This window comes from Sphingobacterium siyangense (genome assembly GCF_023277505.1).
Taxonomy (GTDB): domain Bacteria; phylum Bacteroidota; class Bacteroidia; order Sphingobacteriales; family Sphingobacteriaceae; genus Sphingobacterium; species Sphingobacterium siyangense.
Genome location: NZ_CP080574.1, coordinates 952317 through 971998 on the forward strand (window position 1 = coordinate 952317; position 19682 = coordinate 971998).

Below are 19682 nucleotides of genomic sequence, written 5' to 3' on the forward strand. Positions count from 1 at the left end.
TAAATGGATAGCAATAAAAAATATTGGAAAGGTTTGGAAGAGTTAAATCAAACTCCTGCTTTCGTTGAAGGAAGCAAGGGTGAGTTTGCCGAATCTATTCCTGTAGAAGATGTATTAAACGAAGCAGGCTTGAGTACTAAAACTCCTCGCCGTGACTTCTTGAAAGCATTAGGATTTGGTTTGGGTGCTGTTTCTTTAGCGGCTTGTAACCGTACTCCTGTGCATAAGGCAGTTCCTTATTTGATTAAACCTGAAGAGGTAACTCCAGGTATCCCTAACTATTATGCTTCGACGTTCAACGGTCAAAGCATCTTGGTTAAAACTCGTGAAGGTCGTCCGATTAATGTTGAGCCTAACCCGAATGCAATTGGTTTGAACCAAGGTTTAGATTCAACGACTGCTGCTTCTGTATTGGATTTATATGATGAGTCCAAATTGAAACAGGCACAATTGAAAGGTCAAGATGTTGAGTGGTCTAAATTGGATGGGGAAGTTGTTAAAGCTTTGAATGCAGCAGCATCTTCTGGTAAACAAATTACGATCGTTTCTAACACCGTAAACAGTCCTTCAACGTTGGCGGCTATCGCTGCTTTCGCAACGAAATTCCCAACAGTTAACCATGTACAATACGATGCTGTTTCTTACAGCGGTATTATCGAGGCGAATAAAGCTTCATTTGGTAAAGCTGTTGTCCCTTCATACAATTTTGAAAAGGCAAATGTGATTGTTTCCGTTGCAGCTGATTTCTTAGGAACTTGGTTAGCAGGCGAGGAGCATACACAACAATACGCTAAAAACCGTGATTATAAATCGTTGAAAAACGGCAAAATGTCACGTCACGTGCAATTTGAGTCTGGTCTTTCCATGACGGGTACAAATGCGGATGCACGTATCGCAATCAAACCTTCGGAAGAAGGTGCTACATTGGTTGCTTTATATAATGCAATCACTGGTCAGTCTTTGGCTGGTGCTACTGCAAACAAAAAAGCACAAAAAGGTGTCGCTCTAGCGGCGAAAGAATTGGTGAACAGCAAAGGCGCAGCAGTTGTTGTTGCTGGATCTAACGATGTCAATGTACAAGTATTAGTGAATGCAATCAACGTTGCATTAGGTGCTTACGGTACAATCATCGATTTGGATAACTATTCTAAACAATACCAAGGTTCGGATTCTTCGTTCCAAGCTTTCTTAGCAGCAGCGAAATCAGGTCAAGTTGGTGTTGCGTTCTTCTTGAATAGCAACCCGGTGTATGACTACTTCAAAGCAGATGATGTAAAAGCAGCGTTGAAACAAGTTCCTTTCACCTTATCATTTTCGCAACGTGCGGATGAAACAGCTTCTGAATTGACCGCGATTGCTCCAGCAAGTACGTTCTTGGAATCTTGGGGTGATGCGAATCCAAAAGAAGGTTTGTTCTCTATCATTCAACCAACAATCAATCCTGTTTTCAAAACACGTCAAGTTGAACAAAGCTTGTTGACTTGGGCAGGAAATGATACCGATATGTACAACTTTGTTAAGAACTTGTGGTCTACACAAATCTTAGCAGGTTCTACGAAAAACTGGGATGCTGTATTGCAAACTGGTTTTGAATATAAAGGTGCTAAAGCGGCAACAGCTCCTGCTTTTACAGGAAATGCAGCAGCAGCGGCTTCTGCAATTGAAGCATCAAGCAAAGCAATTACCGGTGAGTTTGAGTTGAAACTTTACGAGCCTTCTGCACTTCGCGATGGTCGTTATGGAAACAATGCTTACTTGCAGGAATTGCCTGACCCGGTTTCTAAAGTAACGTGGGATAACTATGCTGCTCTTAACCCGAAAGATGCTGAGAAATTAGGTTTGGGCGAAGACGGTAAAGTAACTGTAAAAGCAAATGGTGTTGAATTGGAATTGCCAGTTGTACAACAACCAGGTCAAGCACAAGGAACAGTTTCAGTTGCTGTAGGTTATGGCCGTACAAAAGTTGGTAAAGCAGGTAATGAAGTTGGTAAAAACGCATTCCCTTTTGCTTCTATCATCAATGGTACAGTACAAGGTGTTGCTAAAGCAACTGTAGCGAAAGCGTCTGGTACTTACCAATTGGCACAAACACAAACACACCACACGATCGAAGGTCGTAACGTTATTCGTGAAACGACATTTGCGAAATATCTGAAAGATCCTAACTCTGAGGCAGGACGCTTTACAGATAATCACAAAACATACGATTTGTGGAACAAATATGAGCAACCTGGTCACAAATGGGTGATGGCGATCGACTTGAACGCATGTACTGGTTGTGGTGCTTGTATCGTTGCTTGTAACGTTGAAAATAATATTCCTGTTGTAGGTCGTGATGAGGTTCGCCGTCGTCGTGAAATGCACTGGTTACGCATTGACCGTTACTATACAATCGAAGGAAAAGATCAAGATCTTACAAAAGAGAAAGAAATTGCAAGAGCTTCGGCTGATTTAGATTTCGAAGATATCACTGTTGTTCACCAACCGATGTTGTGTCAACACTGTGGTCACGCACCTTGTGAAACGGTTTGTCCAGTATTGGCAACAGTACACTCTTCAGAAGGTTTGAACCATATGGCATATAACCGTTGTTTTGGTACACGTTACTGTGCGAACAACTGTCCTTTCAAAGTTCGTCGTTTCAACTGGTTTGCATACTGGAATGATTCACGTTTTGACAACTACCTGAACAATGAGTTCACACAATTGGTGTTGAATCCAGATGTTGTTACTCGTTCACGTGGGGTAATGGAGAAATGTTCAATGTGTATCCAACGTATCCAATCAGGTAAATTGCAAGCTAAGATTGAAAATCGCAAAGTTAAAGATGGCGATATCCAAATGGCTTGTCAACAAGCATGTTCTGCAAATGCAATTATCTTTGGTGATGCAAATGATCCAGAATCAGAAGTGTCTAAAGCATTACGCAACGAGCGTGTTTATTACGTACTTGAGGAAATCAATGTTCAACCGGGTATCGGTTATATGACAAAAGTTAGAAACACTTTTGAGGCGTAATCTTGTACAATATTTGAAATAAAAATACTATGTCATCGCATAACGAATCAATATTAAGAGAACCATTAATGACCGGTAAGGACATTACGTATGCAAAAATTACGGATGATATCTTACTACCGGTTGAAAATAAACCGAATAAAGCATGGTGGATTGGTTTTACCGTTGCTGTATTAGGTGCTTTATTATGGGTAGTTAGCGTTAGTTATACCTTTTGGACAGGTATCGGCGCTTGGGGTCTGAATAAAACTGTAGGCTGGGCTTGGGATATCACCGACTTCGTATGGTGGGTAGGTATCGGTCACGCGGGTACGTTGATTTCAGCTGTATTATTAATCTTCCGCCAGAACTGGCGTAATTCAATCAACCGTTCTGCAGAGGCGATGACGATCTTTGCGGTAATCTGTGCGGCTACATACGTTGTAGCTCACATGGGTCGTCCTTGGTTGGCTTATTGGATTTTCCCACTTCCAAATCAATTTGGATCACTTTGGGTAAACTTCAACTCTCCTTTGGTATGGGATGCGTTTGCGATCTCGACTTACTTTACAGTATCCTTGGTATTCTGGTACTGTGGTTTGTTGCCGGATATCGCGACAATCCGTGACCGTGCTACTGGATTAAAACAAAAAATCTATTCTGTATTATCATTCGGATGGAATGGTTCAGTGAAGACTTGGCAACGTTTTGAAATCGTGTCATTGATCTTGGCAGGTATTTCTACTCCGCTGGTACTTTCTGTACACACGATCGTATCCATGGACTTTGCAACTTCGGTTATCCCTGGATGGCATACAACGATCTTCCCTCCATATTTCGTGGCGGGTGCGATCTTCTCTGGTTTCGCGATGGTACAGACTTTATTGTTGATCTTACGTAAAGTAATGAACTTTGAGAACTACATCACGATGTTCCACATTGAATCGATGAATATCATCATCATGACAACTGGTTCTATTGTGGGGGTGGCTTATTTAACTGAGTTGTTTATCGCAATGTACTCTCGTTCAGAATACGAAATGTATGCTTTCGAGAACCGTATGTTGGGTCCATACGCGTGGGCTTACTGGTCAATGATGACTTGTAACGTAATTTCTCCACAGTTATTCTGGTTCAAAAAAATCCGTACAAGTATTCCTATCTCATGGATCTTATCGATTGTGGTAAACATCGGTATGTGGTTTGAGCGTTTTGTAATTATCGTGACTTCATTGCACCGTGATTACTTGCCTTCATCTTGGGCAATGTTCTACCCAACTTGGACAGACGTAGGTATCTTTGTAGGTTCAATCGGATTATTCTTTACATTATTCTTGTTGTTCTTACGTTTCTTACCAGGTATCGCTATCGCCGAAGTGAAATTGTTGTTGAAATCATCTTCATTACAACATAAAACTAAATTGGCTCAAGAAGGCGCATTCCCTGAGGAACAAGTGAAGTACTTCCAAGAGTCATTAGAGAAATATGATTCAGTGACAGAAGAAGAGATTAAAGAATTATCAGTTAGAAAATAATCAGCAATGAGCAATACAAAATATATATTAGGTAGTTTTGCGGATCCCGATGAAATGATGCATGGGATCGACAAATTGCAAGCAAACAATATAAGTATTTACGACTGCTTTACTCCGATGCCTATTCACGGCATCGAAGCGAAGCTGGGTGTGAAACCTTCTCGCTTGCCTATCGCAGCATTTTGCTTTGGAGCATTAGGAACGACATTAGGTTTTAGTTTGTTGTATTATACAATGGCTTATGATTGGCCGATGAATATCGGTGGTAAACCATCTTTTGGTATGCCGAACTTTGTTCCAGTTACATTTGAGGTTACGATCTTATTGTGTGCCTTGGGTATGGTTGCCACGTTTTTCTTCCGTAACCACTTATTTCCGGGACGTGCACCTCGTGTAATGGACTTGAGAGCAACAGATGATCGTTTCATCCTTGCAGTAGATGCCAAAGAAAATACAGATCACGCTTTGATCGATAGCTTATTGAAAGAAGCTGGAGCTGTTGAAGTTAAGTACAATGATAGAAAATATGTTAGCTATGAATAAGAAGAATTTACTTGGAACGCTATGCGCAGCTGTGGCATTGACAGCACTTGTTTCTTCTTGTGGTGACAAAACAACTCGTAGTACAGGTTTAGAGTTTTCTCGTAACATGTACGATCCGCTTGCTTTCAATCCGGATCAACCTAATGCGAATTTTGCTGATGGAAAAACAGCACAAACACCTCCTAAAGGTACAGATCCAATTGGTTTCACTCGTTTTGAATACGCCAATACATTAGAGGATTATGAACGTGCAGGAAGAGAAGTAAAAAGTCCTTTGGTCGTAAATGCCGAAAATCTTGAAAAAGGTAAAGCTTTGTTCACCACTTACTGCTCGATATGTCATGGAGTAGAAGGTAAAGGTGATGGTCCTATCACAAAAGACCGTAGCGTGACTGATTCAAGAGGTACTCGTCAATTAGAGAACTTTCCTCCGCCACCATCTTATCACAGAACAGATGCGGCGAGCTCTTCACGGGGTGGTTTGATGGCTGACTTGACTGATGGTAAAATTTACCATACAATTTATTACGGACACAACTCCATGGGATCACATGCATCTCAATTGTCTCCAGAGGAGAGATGGAAAGTTGTTATGTATGTTCACGAATTACAAAAGAAATAATCTAACATCAGATATATAAATGGGAACTCACAGTCATCATCACGATTATAATTTCAACGAGCGATACGAGTTTGCTGGCAAAGCTAAAATGGTCAGTATTGTCGCTGTTGTACTAGGCGTAGCTGCTGTAGCTTTCGGGTTGCTTTCGGGCGATCACGTTACTGTAGAGCGTACTTATGCCAACTTGTTATTGATGGGTTATTACTTTACATGTGTATGCGCAGCTGGAACATTCTTTGTTGCCTTGCAATATGTAACACAATCTGCATGGTCTGCAGGTTTGGTACGTATACCTCAGGCTATGGCGAGTGTTTTACCAATTGCATCATTGATTTTATTGGTTATTGTTGGTTTAGGTTTAACTACACATAACTTATATCACCACTGGAATGCAGATGGTATTACTGATCCGCATAGTACAAATTTTGACCCTATTATCGCAGGCAAATCTGCTTATTTAAATGTTCCATTCTTCTTGATCCGTCAGGTGGTATTTATGGGAACATATAGCATTTTTGCTGTTATTTTTGCGAAACTTTCTTATAAAGAAGATTTAGAAGGTGGATTGACTTCTTATAAAAAGTCATTCAAATTGTCGGCAATCTTCTTAGTTATCTTCGGTTTTACTACACCTATCTGGTCTTTCGATACAGTAATGTCTTTAGAGGCACACTGGTTTTCGACAATGTTCGGTTGGTATAACTTTGCAGCAATGTGGGTAAGCGGTATTTCGTGTATCACGATCATCGTTGTTGTATTGAAGAAAGCTGGTTATATGAACTGGGTAAACGAAAATCATTTACACGATTTGGGTAAATTGATGTTCGGTTTCTCGATCTTCTGGACTTACGTTTGGTTTGCACAATTCATGTTGATTTGGTATTCAAACATCCCAGAGGAAACAGTTTATTTCTACAAACGTTGGGAACCTGAATACAAACCTTGGTTTTGGTTGAGTATTATCATTAACTTTGTGGCACCATTGTTACTATTAGTGGATCGCGATGCTAAACGTAAACAAAATGTAATGTTGTTCGTAGCGATTCTATTATTGGCTGGTCACTGGCTAGATTATTATATCATGATCATGCCTGGTACTGTTGCTGAACATAGAGGATTTGGTATCATTGAAATCGGAACTGCACTTGGTTTCTTAGGTTTGTTCATCTTCTTAGTTATGAGTAAATTGAGTAAACAAGCATTGGTGCCTAAAAATCATCCTTTCTTGGATGAGAGTTTGCATCACCAGATATAGTTTCACTTTTAAAGGAAGGTTACGTAAAAACGTTATAAAAGAAATGAGCTTTAAATTAAATAATAGATTCAAATCCATCTCGGGTTTTGTGCTTGCACTAGGATTGCTTTTTGCGACTCCTATCCTAGCAAGTCAACAAGATACAGTAGCATCTGATTCTGCTAAAGCGGCGACTACAGCAGTAGCTGCCCCTGCAGCAACGGATTCGGTTGCAAAAGATACAACAGCGGCAGCAGGTACTGCTGCTGTTGCATCTGCTAGTTCTTCTACAGAAGCTAGCGCTGCTGCTCCTGCTGTTGAAGAAGTGAAGCAAATAGACCCTCAGGTTTATAAAAACTTCACGTATTATGTCTTGTTATTCTTGGTTATATGTACAGTTGTTGCCGTTATCGGTAAAGTACTTTCGATCTATGAATTGACAAGAAAGATGAACGGTAAATACAATCCGTTTGCGAATAACACGTTTCAATCGGCATTGTTATTCATTTTCTTGGTTGTATTCCTTTACGGTGTATATTGGTCATATGTACACTGGGGAGCCGCTTATTGGAGATCTGCAGTAACTGAGCACGGTGAGCGTATTGATACGATGTTTATCATTACGACAGCAATTACAACATTTGTATTGGTTATCACACACATCTTGTTGATGACATTTACATTCTTGTACCGCATGCGTGCAAAACGTCAGGCTTATTATTATCCTCATAACAATGCAATTGAGAAATTGTGGACAATTGTTCCCGCTGTTGTTTTGACAGTTTTGGTATTGTTCGGTTTCTTTACATGGAGATCAATCACAAATATTCCTGAGGATCTACAAAAGTCAGCATTACAAGTTGAGGTATTAGGCGAGCAATTCCAATGGAATGTCCGTTATGCTGGTTCAGATGGGATTATTGGTAAACGTAATTATAAAATGACGACACCAACCAACCCTTACGGTATTGACTTTAATGATAAAAATTCTTGGGATGATATTCAAGGATCTGAAATTTGGTTGCCTGTAAATAAACCAGTTCGTTTCCATATCGTTTCAAAAGATATTATTCACTCTTTCTATATTCCTGATTTCCGTGTTCAGATCAATGCGGTACCGGGAATGACAAATTACTTCCAGTTCACACCTACTGTTACAACAGAAGAGATGCGTGATCGTTTGGGTGATTATAACTATGACTTCGTAATGTTGTGTAACAAGATCTGTGGATCTGGTCACTACAACATGCAAAAGAAAGTGGTTGTCGTAACTGAAGAGAAATATAAAGAGTGGTTAGCTAAACAAAACAAATATTTTACTGAGGATTTGCAAAAAGAGTTCAGCGGTAAAACAGCTAACGTGAAAAAGGATAGCGTACAAGTTACAGCATCTTTGAACTAATTAAGAATTTTTGAATATAAAATCGAATATGTCAAGTACAGTAATATCGCATAGCGCTGAACATCACGATTCGCACGGCCATCATCACGAGGAGTCGTTCATCAGAAAGTATATCTTCTCGGGTGACCACAAGATGATTGCTAAGCAATTCTTGATCACTGGTATCATCATGGCAGTTTTTGCGATGCTTTTATCAGTATTATTCCGTATCCAATTAGCATGGCCGGATAAAGAGTTCCCTATATTAGAAGTATTCTTGGGTAAATGGGCTGAAGGCGGTCGTATAAAACCGGAGTTTTTCCTTTCCTTGGTAACCATTCACGGTACCGTTATGGTATTCTTCGTGTTAACGGCTGGTCTATCAGGTACTTTTAGTAACTTATTGATTCCATATCAAATCGGAGCACGCGATATGGCATCTCCTTTTATGAACATGTTATCTTACTGGTTGTTCTTTGTAGCATCAGTGATTATGGTTGCATCGTTCTTCGTAGAAAGTGGACCTGCTTCTGCTGGTTGGACAATCTATCCGCCACTATCGGCTGTTCCTACTGCAATCGCAGGATCTGCAACTGGTATGACTTTGTGGTTGGTGAGTATGGTTCTATTTGTAGCTTCACAGTTGATCGGTGGTATTAACTATGTAAGTACAATTTTGAACATGCGTACAAAAGGAATGGACTTATGGAAAATGCCTTTGACAATCTGGGCGTTCTTCTTGACTGCTATCGTGGGTATGTTGTCATTCCCAGTATTGGTTTCGGCGGTTGTTCTATTGATTTTTGACCGTGCTGCTGGTACGTCATTCTATTTGTCGGATCTTGTTGTTCAAGGACAAATTTTACCGAACGAAGGTGGTTCACCAATTTTGTTCCAACACTTGTTCTGGTTCTTAGGTCACCCTGAGGTATATATCGTTGTTATGCCTGCTTTAGGTTTAACTTCTGAGGTTATTGCGACCAACTCACGTAAACCAATCTTTGGTTACCATGCGATGGTTTATTCATTGATCGGTATCACCGTATTATCGTTTATCGTATGGGGTCACCACATGTTTGTAACAGGTATGAACCCGTTCTTGGGTGGTGTATTTATGATTACAACATTGATTATCGCGGTTCCTTCTGCTGTAAAAGCGTTTAACTATCTTGCAACGTTGTGGAAAGGTAATATCCGTTTCACTCCAGCGATGATGTTTGCTATCGGTTTGGTATCGTTCTTTATCTCTGGTGGTTTGACAGGATTGTTCCTAGGTAATGCAGCGTTAGATATCAACTTACACGATACGTATTTTGTTGTTGCCCACTTCCACTTGGTAATGGGATCGGCGTCAATCTTCGGTATGCTTTGTGGTGTTTACCACTGGTATCCTAAGATGTTCGGTCGTATGATGAACACAAAATTGGGTTATTTACACTTCTGGTTGACTTTCATTGGTGCTTACATGGTATTCTTCCCAATGCACTTTATGGGTATCGATGGTGTGCCTCGCCGTTACTATGCATTTACAGAGTTTGCTTTCATGGCGAAATGGGTTTCTGTCAACAAATTGGTAACATGGGCTGCAATCATCGCTGCTTTAGGTCAGGTAGCTTTCTTGTGGAACTTCTTTACATCGATTTTCTTCGGTAAAAAAGCCCCACAAAACCCTTGGCAGTCAAACACATTGGAATGGACTACTCCGGTAGAGCATATCCATGGTAACTGGCCAGGAGAAATTCCAACTGTACACCGTTGGCCTTACGATTACAGTAAGCCAGGTCATGGTGAGGATTTTATTCCTCAAAGTGTTCCTTTCTCTGAAACAATGAGCTCTAATTTGCCTCATGATTTCGAAGGAGACGAGGAAGCTGAGCGTATCCAGGCAGAATGGAATGCTCAAAATGGTAGAAAAGACTAATAAAATCTTATAAAATAGAGTAGGAATTCCTACTCTATTTTATGGAAGTTTGTATTTTAAGAGGTAGGGGTAGTATTATGTTTCCAGCAGCTGAGAAGCGATTTATAAAGACCAATTTTATAACGATCATTGTGTTGTTTTTGGTCATTATTGCTGGAGGAGTTGTTCGGAGTACAGGGTCAGGAATGGGATGCCCGGATTGGCCAAGATGTTTTAACCGTATTATTCCTCCAACAGATATCTCCCAATTACCTCAAGGATATGAACAGCATTATATTGAAGGAAGAGCAAAGAAGAACGAACGTTTCGCGAAAATTGTAGAATTTTTCGGCGATAAGGAAATGGCTTACAAGCTCCGTACCGATAAGAGTATTTTGCAGCATGAAGAGTTTAATGTTGCGAAAACTTGGACGGAATATATCAATCGGTTGGTAGGCGTTGTTTCCGGATTCTGTTTGTTATTTACAGCTATTTATTCTTTCACCTATTTAAAATCAAAAAGCTCGATCGTTGTTTGGTCAGTGATTAATCTTTTTGTTGTCGTACTTCAGGCTTGGCTGGGATCGATCGTTGTATCGACAAATCTGATGCCCTGGATTATTACGGTACATATGCTCTTAGCCATTGTAATTGTTTGTATTAGTATTTATACATATTTCAAAGCAGTTACTTTGCGAAACAAGACCTTACTGGTCAATCGTTCTTTGGGTATATTAAAAGGACTTGCAATTGCTTCAATTTTATTGATGCTAACACAGGTAATTGTCGGAACGGGAGTTCGAGAGGAGGTTGATTTATTAACCGGTTCAACGATAGCCCGGACTGATTTTATAACAACTATTGGCCAACAGTTTGAGTTACATCGCTGGTTGGCATATTGTTCTTTGATTTTAGTTATTGTATTATTCTTTTTGGTCCGCACGAGTTTTAATACGGGTTCTAAGCAATATAAATTTGCTTTAATCGCATTGATTCTAGTGGGTATCCAAATGCTATCAGGAATCATCTTAGCTCGATTTGCAATACCTGCATTTGCACAGACAACGCATTTGGTGGTAGCTACGCTCTTATTTGGGGCACAGTTCTACCTGTTGTTATTGTTAAACAAGCAAAGGCACTAATCTTGGAATTCGGGATGTTTATGTTTAAAAGTACGTGTTTAATTACACTGATAGTAGGAGGTCTCTTTTAGTTATGAAAGAATTTATTTCAGATTTCAAAAAGCTTGTTAAGTTGAGACTTACATTGACGGTCGTATTTTCCGCGTCAATTGCTTTTCTGATAGGATCAAAACAACAGGGTGATATATTCTGGTTCAATTGGTTATTGTTGACTATAGGTGGTTTTCTGGTGACAGGTTCTGCCAACGGTTTTAATGAGATCATTGAAAAGGATTTGGATAAACTGATGAAACGTACGGAGGACAGACCGTTGCCATCAGGCCGCATGACAACAGGACAGGCTTTGGTATTGAGTGTCTTTATGGGCATTTTAGGAACCTTGGTGCTTGTTCGTTTAAATTTTGTCGCTGGTCTGCTGTCGGTTTTTTGTATCCTTCTTTACGCCTTTATCTATACACCATTAAAAAGAAAATCACCAATAGCAGTGTTTGTCGGCGCGTTTCCGGGTGCATTTCCGCCATTAATTGGATATTATGCAGCCTTTTCGCAAGACGATTTAGCCTACTATAGTGGACATAACGAAGCGGCAATTATTATTATTCCCTTTGTGTTGTTTGCTATTCAGTTTTTATGGCAGTTTCCACATTTCTGGGCAATTGCCTGGGTTGTGGATGATGACTATAAATTAGCGGGTTTTCGCTTATTGCCTACGACAAAACGTGATAAGATATCTGCGTTTATGGTATTCATTTCAGGTTTGTTTATGATACCTGCAGGTTTTATACCTTATCATTTTGGCTTTGGTGGAATTTGGTTTACGATTGTATCCGTGGTCGGTGGAATAATGTTTGGTTATTACGGTTATTTGCTGTTTAAGAATTGTGATATTCCTTCAGCGAAGAAAGTGATGTTTACCTCATTTATTTATTTACCTGTGACACAACTCGTATTATTGCTTAACTTTATTCCGTTGAAATAATGTTAGATATACAAGCACAAACTGACGAGAAGTTAGTACAGAGAAAAGCCCAAAAGTTCAACCTATGGTTGGGTATGTTGGGTATGTTCATGATGTTTGCGGCGTTATCCAGTGGTTTCATTGTATATACAGCGAGCGGCGTGGACAAAGGGATTAAGACCCTATTGCCAAATGCACTTTTATATAGTACCTTGGTGATTGTGGTTAGTAGTCTAACGATGTTTTTAGCACATAAAGCGGCTAAAAATGGCGAGTCTTCCAAACAGCGGTTGTTTTTGATAGCAACTTTTATTTTGGGAGTTGTATTTTTTGCCTTGCAAGTTCATGCTTGGAATGTATTGATCGATAGGGGTGTTTATTTTGTGAATAACAATGCATCGCAATCTTTTATTTACGTTTTTATCTGGATGCACTTGGCGCATATTATTGCGGGGTTGATCGTTTTGATTGGCGCGATTATAGGAATTAACAAACTTCCTAAAGACGGCAATCTTTTCCGCATGGATCTTGCCAGTATTTTTTGGCATTTTCTCGATCTTTTATGGATTTATATATATGTTTTCTTACTTTTGAATCAATAATAGTAAACAATGAGTACAACAGTATCGCAATTGGATAAGGTAAAAACTGGTCCATGGAATGGTGGGAAATCACCTTGGAACTTAGAGTATGGAAAAATCATGATGTGGTTTTTCTTGGTAGGGGATGCCTTCACATTTTCTGCATTTTTGGTTTATTACGGCGCACAACGCTTTTCTCATCCAACATGGCCTGATCCTGATAAGATCTTCCAATCTATCCCAGGAATTGCAGAACATGGTCAACCGTTGGTATTTGTCGGTTTAATGACCTTTATTTTGATTATGTCATCTGTAACTATGGTTTTGGCCGTGGAAGCTGGTCACCGTAACCAAAAGAATGAAGTTGTTAAATGGATGCTTTGGACTATTTTGGGAGGTATCTGTTTCGTAGGTTGTCAGGCTATCGAGTGGACTCACTTACACCACATGGGTTTCTGGTTTGGTAAAAATCCAGCAACAGGTTTGGAAGGTGATGCCATCAAAACAGCATTAACGCCATATTTCACACATGACATTTCTTACACTTCGGCCTTGCAATTTGCTAACTTGTTCTTTACAATTACTGGTTTTCACGGTTTCCACGTTACTGTGGGTATTATTTTGAATATCATCATTCTATGTATGACATTAAATAATACATTCGAAAACCGTGGTTCTTATCTTATGATCGAGAAAGTAGGTTTATATTGGCACTTTGTGGATTTAGTGTGGGTATTCGTATTTACGTTCTTCTACTTAATCTAATTCCGAAATAATAAATTTAGATAGCTATGTCACAATATCAAGATAATATCGCTCATGGCGAGCACGCTCACGAAGGTGGGATGGATAAGAAGGCCATCTGGAGAGTATTTGGTGTACTTTTAGCCCTTACTTGTCTAGAGTTTTTAATTGCATTGGGCTTCGTACACCATTGGCAAATTTTAGCTAAAGGTGCGTTAGTAAATACCATTTATATCGTGCTTACTTTAGTTAAAGCTTATTATATCGTTGCATTCTTTATGCACTTGAAATTCGAGAAGTCGAGTTTCATTGTTACCGTTGCAATTGTGTTTATTTTTATTATTTATTTTATTGTTTTGATGCTTGTTGAAGGAGGGCACTTGGCATCTGCTTTTCAAGAACATCAATTGTTTCCAAATAAATAGATAAAGTGAATGGATAATAATACTGGACAAAAGAAAGGTATTAAAACTATATTGATCCTGGCAGTAATTCTTTTATTGCCAGGATTTTTATATTTTGTACTAAATAAAAGCGGTTCTAATAGCTACGCCTCTTTGCCAATTTTTGGAAAGAAAGAGGTTCCGGGAACTACCCATCGTAAATGGGGACGTGATATTCCCGATACCATCTACCATACTGTACCACCAGTTGATTTTGTGAATTTCGATGGCAAGAAAGTGCATCTATTGGATAATGATACAACACTTTCTGTCGTCCATCTGATGTACTCTAGAGATGCTTCATTATCGCGGACGATGATTAAGCGTTTGGATCAAATCGCTAATCGATTTATTCAGAATAAGAAGGTCCGCTTGTATTCGATTACGGTTGATACGGCATACGATACACCAGAAGTGTTAGCCAGATACGCAAAAGTTTACAAACCTTGGACCAAATCTTGGTTTTTTGTGACAGATCCTTCTGTTGATATCTTTAAATTTGCCCAGGAAAGTCTGTTGCAGGATGCACTTGTCAACAACGAAGGCAGCAAACCATTTATTATTGGTTCTAACTATCTTTTACTTGATACAAAAGGACGTATAAGAGGTATTTATGACATTAATGTCAAAACGGATGTTGACCGCCTTGAGGATGAAATCAAATTATTATTGGTCGAGGAAGTCCGGAACCATCCAGCTACAATAGAACAAAAGAGATAATTATATCATGGAAGAGAGTCTTAACAAGGAGAAAAAGTATAGTAAATGGATTTGGGTGCTATCTATTGCTATCCCGATAGTGGTTGCTATCCTTTTCACAGTGAATTTACAAAAGCTGGGTTATGATGTAAAGCCGCTAACATTTTTGCCTCCCATCTACGCGGCGATCAATGGGATTACGGCTGTACTGCTTTTTTGGGCAGTGGCTGCGATAAAAAAGGGCAATAAGCCCTTGCACGAACGTTTGATCAAAATGTGTATTGCTTGCTCCTTAGCTTTTCTGGCGATGTATGTCGCTTATCACATGACTTCAATCGAAACGAAATATGGCGGCGTGGGAATTTTAAGACCAATCTATTTCTTTATCCTGATCACGCATATTTTGCTTTCCATTATCATCATCCCTTTTGTACTCTTTACATTTGTTAGGGGTATATCGGGTTCTTATGAGCGTCATAAAAAGCTTGCACGCATAACTTACCCGATGTGGCTTTATGTTGCAGTTACCGGCGTGATCGTTTATTTGATGATCTCTCCGTATTATATTGGTTAGCGATAGGGGGAAGCAGATCAAATCATTGTGATAAAGCACAGGTGTGCGCCGGATTCGATGTGTTGAATCTGGTTTAATTTTTAAACGAAATCGGATGCAATGGGGGCGATATTCCATGTATTCGGGAGTATAAACAGTATAGAGATTAATCAGCCGATTCTTATCGGCTAGATGAATCTGTAAAAAATCATTTGCAAATGAAGCGTATCTGGATTTATCAGGCAGACCGCCTATTAACGGCGACAGAGGGACAGGAGATTGTTACTGACCTGAAAGCTTTTGCCGAACAGTGGAAAGTGCATGGAAAGCCACTTTCGGCTTCCGCAGAATTGCGGGATAATCTTTTTATTATCCTTAAGGTGGACGAGGAAGTGGCGGCTGCATCAGGTTGTTCTATTGATAGTTCGGTTCGATTTTTAAAAGGAGTTGAATCGAAGTACGGTATTCAACTATTTGATCGCATGCAATTTGCATATAAAGGGGATCAGGGAATAGGCGTGGTTAACCGTGACGGATTTGAGAAGCTACTGGCAGACGGTACCATCAACGATAATACCTTAGTATTTGATAATACCATTACTCATGAGCATCAAATGGAAGACGCTTGGGTAATACCCTTCCATCAGAGCTGGCATAAACGACTTTTTAAATAGGTTGTAAAACGAGTTATATAAGAAAGGCCATAGTTACATATGGCCTTTCTTTTTGGTCTATAGATTTTATCTATAGACCTGTATTGCTTTTCTTCTGGTCGATCCGCCGAATAGCGATGGTTTCGCTTATTCAGGAATAGTATAATGATGCATATATTTTGCTATCGCATTTGCACGTCTATTAACATAAGCAGAAGGGTTACGCGCATCCCATTCTCTTGGGTTTGGCAATATGGCTATAATCAATGCGGCTTGTTTTTTGGAAAGATTGCTGCCTGTTTTGCTAAAATAATACGAAGCTGCCGCATCGGCACCATAAACTCCCTGTCCCATTTCAATCACATTGAGATAAACTTCGAGGATGCGTTTCTTGCTCCAGAATGTTTCGATAAGAATGGTAAAGTAGGTCTCGAAGCCTTTTCTTAACCAGGAACGCCCTGGCCATAGAAAGACATTTTTAGCCACCTGCTGACTGATTGTACTTCCGCCGCGTAATTTCTTTCCCTGTGCATTTTTTTTAATGGCATTCTGAATTCCTTGCATGTCGAATCCCCAGTGTGTCATAAAGTGAGCGTCTTCTCCGGCAATGGCCGCTAACTTTAGGTTGTCCGAAAGTTCATCGTAATCCAGCCAGTTTTTTTCCAGTTTAAATCCCTTGCCCTGTTCTTTTAGCTCAAACCCACGTTGAATCATCAACCAAGTAATGGGAGGATTAATAAACCGCAGGCTAATGACCCAAAAGAGTGAAATACCAATAAAATAGAGGACTACCCGTGTCACAATGCGCAGGATAGGAGATTTTATGGACCTCAATGGGTTGAAGGATTTTTTTTTGAAGGTATTTTGTTGTTTGCTGGACGTATTTTGTTTACCAGATCTTTTGATGGCCATGACTAATTTTTTTCGGATACAAACTTAGCTTATATTCTTGTTTAATGGAAATGATTTTGTCGAGAAGTTGAGTGTATCGTTTGCCAAAGCGACGATATTATCCTATTTTTACGCTTCATAAAAATTGATTTTAAAAGTTGGCAAAAGAAAAGAAAGTGACCCCATTGATGCAACAGTACAATGCGATCAAGATTAAGTATCCTGGAGCGTTGTTGTTGTTCCGTGTTGGCGATTTTTACGAGACATTTGGTGAGGATGCGATCAAAGCTGCCCAGATTTTGGGCATCGTTTTGACAAAGCGTGGCAATGGCTCGGAATCGGAAACTGCATTGGCAGGTTTTCCCCATCATTCATTGGAAACCTATCTTCCGAAACTGGTGCGTGCGGGCCAACGGGTGGCAATCTGTGATCAGCTGGAGGATCCGAAGACGACAAAAACAATTGTTAAGCGCGGTGTGACCGAGCTAGTGACACCTGGAGTCTCCTACAGTGACAATATTGTTCAACAGAAATCGAATAATTATTTAGCATCAATTTTTATCGAAAAGGAGCGGATCGGTATTTCTTTCTTAGATATTTCAACTGGCGAATTTCTGGTTGCTCAAGGTAGTGTGGCCTATATCGATAAATTGCTTCAAGGTTTTAAACCGAGAGAAATTATTCTTTCCAAAAAACAGAGCAAGGAGTTTACAGAGCAGTTTGGATCACAATATTACACCTATTTTCTTGACGAGTGGCCTTATACGGGTGATTATGCCACTGAAACGCTATTGAAGCATTTTGAAGTCTCCTCGATGAAAGGATTTGGTGTGGACCGCATGACAGCAGGAGTTGTTGCTGCTGGTGTAGCATTGCATTACCTCAATGAAACCGAGCATCGTAATCTGCAACACATTTCTACGCTTTCCCGTATTGAGGAGGACCGTTTTATGTGGCTGGATCGTTTTACGATTCGCAATTTGGAATTAATCGGATCGTTGAATGAAAATGCGGTAACGCTATCCGATGTATTGGATCATACATCCAGTCCAATGGGAGCGCGTCTGCTCAAGCGCTGGATCGTGATGCCGCTCAAAGACAAAAAGAGTATTCAGGAGCGATTGAATGTGGTCGATTTCTTTTTCACTAACCGTGATTTGCGGGATGAGCTGATTGGTCAGATCAAGCAGGTGGGCGATCTGGAACGTTTAATTTCCAAGATCGGACTGCAAAAAGCGAATCCGCGGGAAATTGTGCAATTGAAGCGCGCATTATATGCTATTGAGAAATTGAAGGAACTTACGGATCGTAAAGATGCTGATGCTCTTCGGACAATCTCAGATCAGTTAGATGCTTGTGCTGTTATACGTGAAAAAATCGAGCAACAGGTTCAGGCGGAGCCTCCTGTCGCAATCAATAAGGGGAGTGTAATCGCGGAAGGGGTGGACCCTGAATTGGATCGATTGCGCAAGATCGCTTTTGGTGGCAAGGATTATCTGCTTGAGATCCAAAAAAGGGAAGCGGAACTCACAGGGATTCCTTCTTTAAAAATAGCGTTCAATAATGTTTTCGGTTATTATCTGGAGGTCACTAATACACACAAAGATAAGGTTCCGACGACATGGATCCGTAAACAGACACTGGTGAATGCTGAACGTTATATTACGGAGGAACTTAAAGAATATGAAGAACAGATTCTCGGTGCAGAGGAGAAGATCCAAGCGCTTGAGAATAGATTATATGCTGAGCTATTGGTTGCCATTGCTGAATACATCAAACCTATTCAACTCAACGCCCAGCTCATAGCTAAGTTGGATGTACTGCTTAACTTTGCTGTTGTAGCGGAGAAAAACTATTATGTAAAACCCGAAGTCAGCGAGAGCAAGATTTTGGATATTAAAGGTGGAAGACACCCTGTCATTGAAAGAAACCTGCCGATAGGTGAGGATTATATTACCAATGATACTTTTTTAGATCCGAAAACACAGCAGATTATTATTATTACGGGCCCTAACATGGCGGGTAAGTCTGCATTGCTCCGTCAGACTGGATTGATCGTGTTAATGGCGCAAATTGGTTGTTTTGTGCCAGCAAAAGAGGCTAAGATTGGCCTGGTTGACAAAATTTTCACCCGCGTAGGTGCTTCGGACAATCTTTCTTCGGGTGAATCTACGTTTATGGTGGAGATGAATGAAACGGCGAGCATCATGAATAATCTATCGGACCGCAGTCTTATTCTTTTGGATGAAATCGGTCGTGGTACAAGTACTTATGACGGTATTTCTATTGCCTGGGCTATTGCCGAGTTTTTACATAATCATCCTGCTGCTAAGGCCAAAACCTTGTTTGCCACGCATTACCATGAATTAAACGAGCTGACTACTTCGCTGGATCGTATAAAAAACTATAATGTAACGGTGAAGGAGGTTAATAACAAAGTTATTTTCTTGCGTAAACTTGTTCCAGGAGGCTCAGAGCATAGTTTCGGAATCCATGTGGCAAAGCTCGCTGGAATGCCGCAAAAGTTGCTTAATCGGGCCAATCAAATTTTGAAAAGGCTGGAGCAGGAGCGCACAGGTGGTGAGCAGATTAAAGATAGCATGCGCAAAATCCAGAAACAGGCCTACCAATTGCAGATGTTTTCTATTGATGATCCTGTCTTGAATAAGATCAGGGATATGCTGAATAATCTGGATGTTAATTCGCTTACTCCGGTTGAAGCATTAATGAAATTGGATGAGATACAACGCCTTTTAAAGAATTAAATCTTCCTTTTGGCTTGGGAAATTGATCTCAAGCGGAATTT

General features: G+C 40.0%; 17 protein-coding genes. 16 read left to right on the forward strand and 1 reads right to left on the reverse strand.

The features are described from left to right. The first annotated feature begins 3 nt into the window (after window positions 1–3). The 15 genes from K2F45_RS03880 (at window position 4) to K2F45_RS03950 (ending at window position 16006) form a co-directional block, all read left to right on the forward strand. Complete coding sequence (locus K2F45_RS03880; protein ID WP_075991039.1) at window positions 4–3018, forward strand: TAT-variant-translocated molybdopterin oxidoreductase; 3015 nt, start codon at window positions 4–6, stop codon at window positions 3016–3018. 29 nt (window positions 3019–3047) lie between these two features. Further along, window positions 3048–4532: an NrfD/PsrC family molybdoenzyme membrane anchor subunit gene (nrfD, locus tag K2F45_RS03885; RefSeq protein ID WP_046674137.1), complete on the forward strand. Its 1485-nt coding sequence runs from the start codon at window positions 3048–3050 to the stop codon at window positions 4530–4532. Between the two features lie 6 nt (window positions 4533–4538). Continuing rightward, window positions 4539–5075 carry a DUF3341 domain-containing protein gene (locus K2F45_RS03890; protein WP_075991040.1) on the forward strand — a complete coding sequence of 179 codons (537 nt, stop codon included), beginning with the start codon at window positions 4539–4541 and terminating at the stop codon, window positions 5073–5075. Beyond that, window positions 5059–5697 carry a c-type cytochrome gene (locus K2F45_RS03895; RefSeq protein WP_286833372.1) on the forward strand — a complete coding sequence of 213 codons (639 nt, stop codon included), beginning with the start codon at window positions 5059–5061 and terminating at the stop codon, window positions 5695–5697. The genes K2F45_RS03890 and K2F45_RS03895 overlap by 17 nt, the downstream gene beginning before the upstream one ends. 19 nt (window positions 5698–5716) lie before the next feature. Beyond that, the gene (locus tag K2F45_RS03900) at window positions 5717–6952 is read left to right on the forward strand and encodes a quinol:cytochrome C oxidoreductase (protein ID WP_075991041.1); all 1236 of its coding nucleotides are present in this window, start codon (window positions 5717–5719) and stop codon (window positions 6950–6952) included. Window positions 6953–6995: 43 nt separating this feature from the next. Beyond that, complete coding sequence (locus tag K2F45_RS03905) at window positions 6996–8333, forward strand: cytochrome c oxidase subunit II (protein WP_075991042.1); 1338 nt, start codon at window positions 6996–6998, stop codon at window positions 8331–8333. Between the two features lie 28 nt (window positions 8334–8361). Continuing rightward, a complete protein-coding gene (locus K2F45_RS03910; RefSeq protein ID WP_172462307.1) occupies window positions 8362–10233 on the forward strand; it encodes a cytochrome c oxidase subunit I in 1872 nt (623 codons plus the stop codon). 41 nt (window positions 10234–10274) lie between these two features. Then, on the forward strand, window positions 10275–11354 hold the full coding sequence (locus tag K2F45_RS03915; RefSeq protein WP_237241971.1) for a COX15/CtaA family protein: 1080 nt from the start codon (window positions 10275–10277) through the stop codon (window positions 11352–11354). 73 nt (window positions 11355–11427) lie between these two features. After that, window positions 11428–12333, forward strand: coding sequence for a heme o synthase (cyoE, locus tag K2F45_RS03920; RefSeq protein WP_070563553.1), 906 nt, complete (start codon window positions 11428–11430; stop codon window positions 12331–12333). Beyond that, a complete protein-coding gene (locus K2F45_RS03925) occupies window positions 12333–12914 on the forward strand; it encodes a cytochrome c oxidase subunit 3 (RefSeq protein ID WP_075991043.1) in 582 nt (193 codons plus the stop codon). Before cyoE ends, K2F45_RS03925 begins: the two co-directional genes overlap by 1 nt. Window positions 12915–12923: 9 nt before the next feature. Further along, window positions 12924–13658: a cytochrome c oxidase subunit 3 gene (locus tag K2F45_RS03930; RefSeq protein WP_075991044.1), complete on the forward strand. Its 735-nt coding sequence runs from the start codon at window positions 12924–12926 to the stop codon at window positions 13656–13658. Window positions 13659–13684: 26 nt separating this feature from the next. Continuing rightward, window positions 13685–14062, forward strand: coding sequence for a cytochrome C oxidase subunit IV family protein (locus tag K2F45_RS03935; RefSeq protein ID WP_075991045.1), 378 nt, complete (start codon window positions 13685–13687; stop codon window positions 14060–14062). A gap of 9 nt (window positions 14063–14071) precedes the next feature. Beyond that, the gene (locus K2F45_RS03940) at window positions 14072–14800 is read left to right on the forward strand and encodes an SCO family protein (RefSeq protein ID WP_075991046.1); all 729 of its coding nucleotides are present in this window, start codon (window positions 14072–14074) and stop codon (window positions 14798–14800) included. A 7-nt stretch (window positions 14801–14807) separates the two neighbouring features. Continuing rightward, window positions 14808–15353: a DUF420 domain-containing protein gene (locus K2F45_RS03945; RefSeq protein WP_075991047.1), complete on the forward strand. Its 546-nt coding sequence runs from the start codon at window positions 14808–14810 to the stop codon at window positions 15351–15353. Between the two features lie 197 nt (window positions 15354–15550). After that, the gene (locus K2F45_RS03950) at window positions 15551–16006 is read left to right on the forward strand and encodes an ABC transporter ATPase (protein ID WP_075991048.1); all 456 of its coding nucleotides are present in this window, start codon (window positions 15551–15553) and stop codon (window positions 16004–16006) included. A 126-nt stretch (window positions 16007–16132) separates the two neighbouring features. On the opposite strand, the gene mtgA is transcribed toward K2F45_RS03950, so the two are convergent. After that, window positions 16133–16897, reverse strand: coding sequence for a monofunctional biosynthetic peptidoglycan transglycosylase (mtgA, locus tag K2F45_RS03955; RefSeq protein WP_248933024.1), 765 nt, complete (start codon window positions 16895–16897; stop codon window positions 16133–16135). Between the two features lie 137 nt (window positions 16898–17034). Here mtgA and mutS point away from each other — a divergent pair, with 137 nt between their 5' ends. Beyond that, window positions 17035–19641, forward strand: a complete 2607-nt coding sequence (gene mutS / locus K2F45_RS03960; RefSeq protein ID WP_075991050.1) for a DNA mismatch repair protein MutS — start codon at window positions 17035–17037, stop codon at window positions 19639–19641. The last annotated feature ends 41 nt before the right edge of the window (window positions 19642–19682 follow it).

Coding starts and splice junctions, on each gene's coding strand:
- K2F45_RS03935 (WP_075991045.1), top strand. CDS start 13,685: ATGTCACAATATCAAGATAATATCGCTCATGGCGAGCACGCTCACGAA.
- cyoE (WP_070563553.1), top strand. CDS start 11,428: ATGAAAGAATTTATTTCAGATTTCAAAAAGCTTGTTAAGTTGAGACTT.
- K2F45_RS03895 (WP_286833372.1), top strand. CDS start 5,059: ATGTTAGCTATGAATAAGAAGAATTTACTTGGAACGCTATGCGCAGCT.
- K2F45_RS03945 (WP_075991047.1), top strand. CDS start 14,808: ATGGAAGAGAGTCTTAACAAGGAGAAAAAGTATAGTAAATGGATTTGG.
- K2F45_RS03900 (WP_075991041.1), top strand. CDS start 5,717: ATGGGAACTCACAGTCATCATCACGATTATAATTTCAACGAGCGATAC.
- K2F45_RS03890 (WP_075991040.1), top strand. CDS start 4,539: ATGAGCAATACAAAATATATATTAGGTAGTTTTGCGGATCCCGATGAA.
- K2F45_RS03915 (WP_237241971.1), top strand. CDS start 10,275: ATGGAAGTTTGTATTTTAAGAGGTAGGGGTAGTATTATGTTTCCAGCA.
- K2F45_RS03930 (WP_075991044.1), top strand. CDS start 12,924: ATGAGTACAACAGTATCGCAATTGGATAAGGTAAAAACTGGTCCATGG.
- K2F45_RS03950 (WP_075991048.1), top strand. CDS start 15,551: ATGAAGCGTATCTGGATTTATCAGGCAGACCGCCTATTAACGGCGACA.
- K2F45_RS03905 (WP_075991042.1), top strand. CDS start 6,996: ATGAGCTTTAAATTAAATAATAGATTCAAATCCATCTCGGGTTTTGTG.
- K2F45_RS03880 (WP_075991039.1), top strand. CDS start 4: ATGGATAGCAATAAAAAATATTGGAAAGGTTTGGAAGAGTTAAATCAA.
- K2F45_RS03940 (WP_075991046.1), top strand. CDS start 14,072: ATGGATAATAATACTGGACAAAAGAAAGGTATTAAAACTATATTGATC.
- K2F45_RS03925 (WP_075991043.1), top strand. CDS start 12,333: ATGTTAGATATACAAGCACAAACTGACGAGAAGTTAGTACAGAGAAAA.
- K2F45_RS03910 (WP_172462307.1), top strand. CDS start 8,362: ATGTCAAGTACAGTAATATCGCATAGCGCTGAACATCACGATTCGCAC.
- mtgA (WP_248933024.1), bottom strand. CDS start 16,897: ATGGCCATCAAAAGATCTGGTAAACAAAATACGTCCAGCAAACAACAA.
- nrfD (WP_046674137.1), top strand. CDS start 3,048: ATGTCATCGCATAACGAATCAATATTAAGAGAACCATTAATGACCGGT.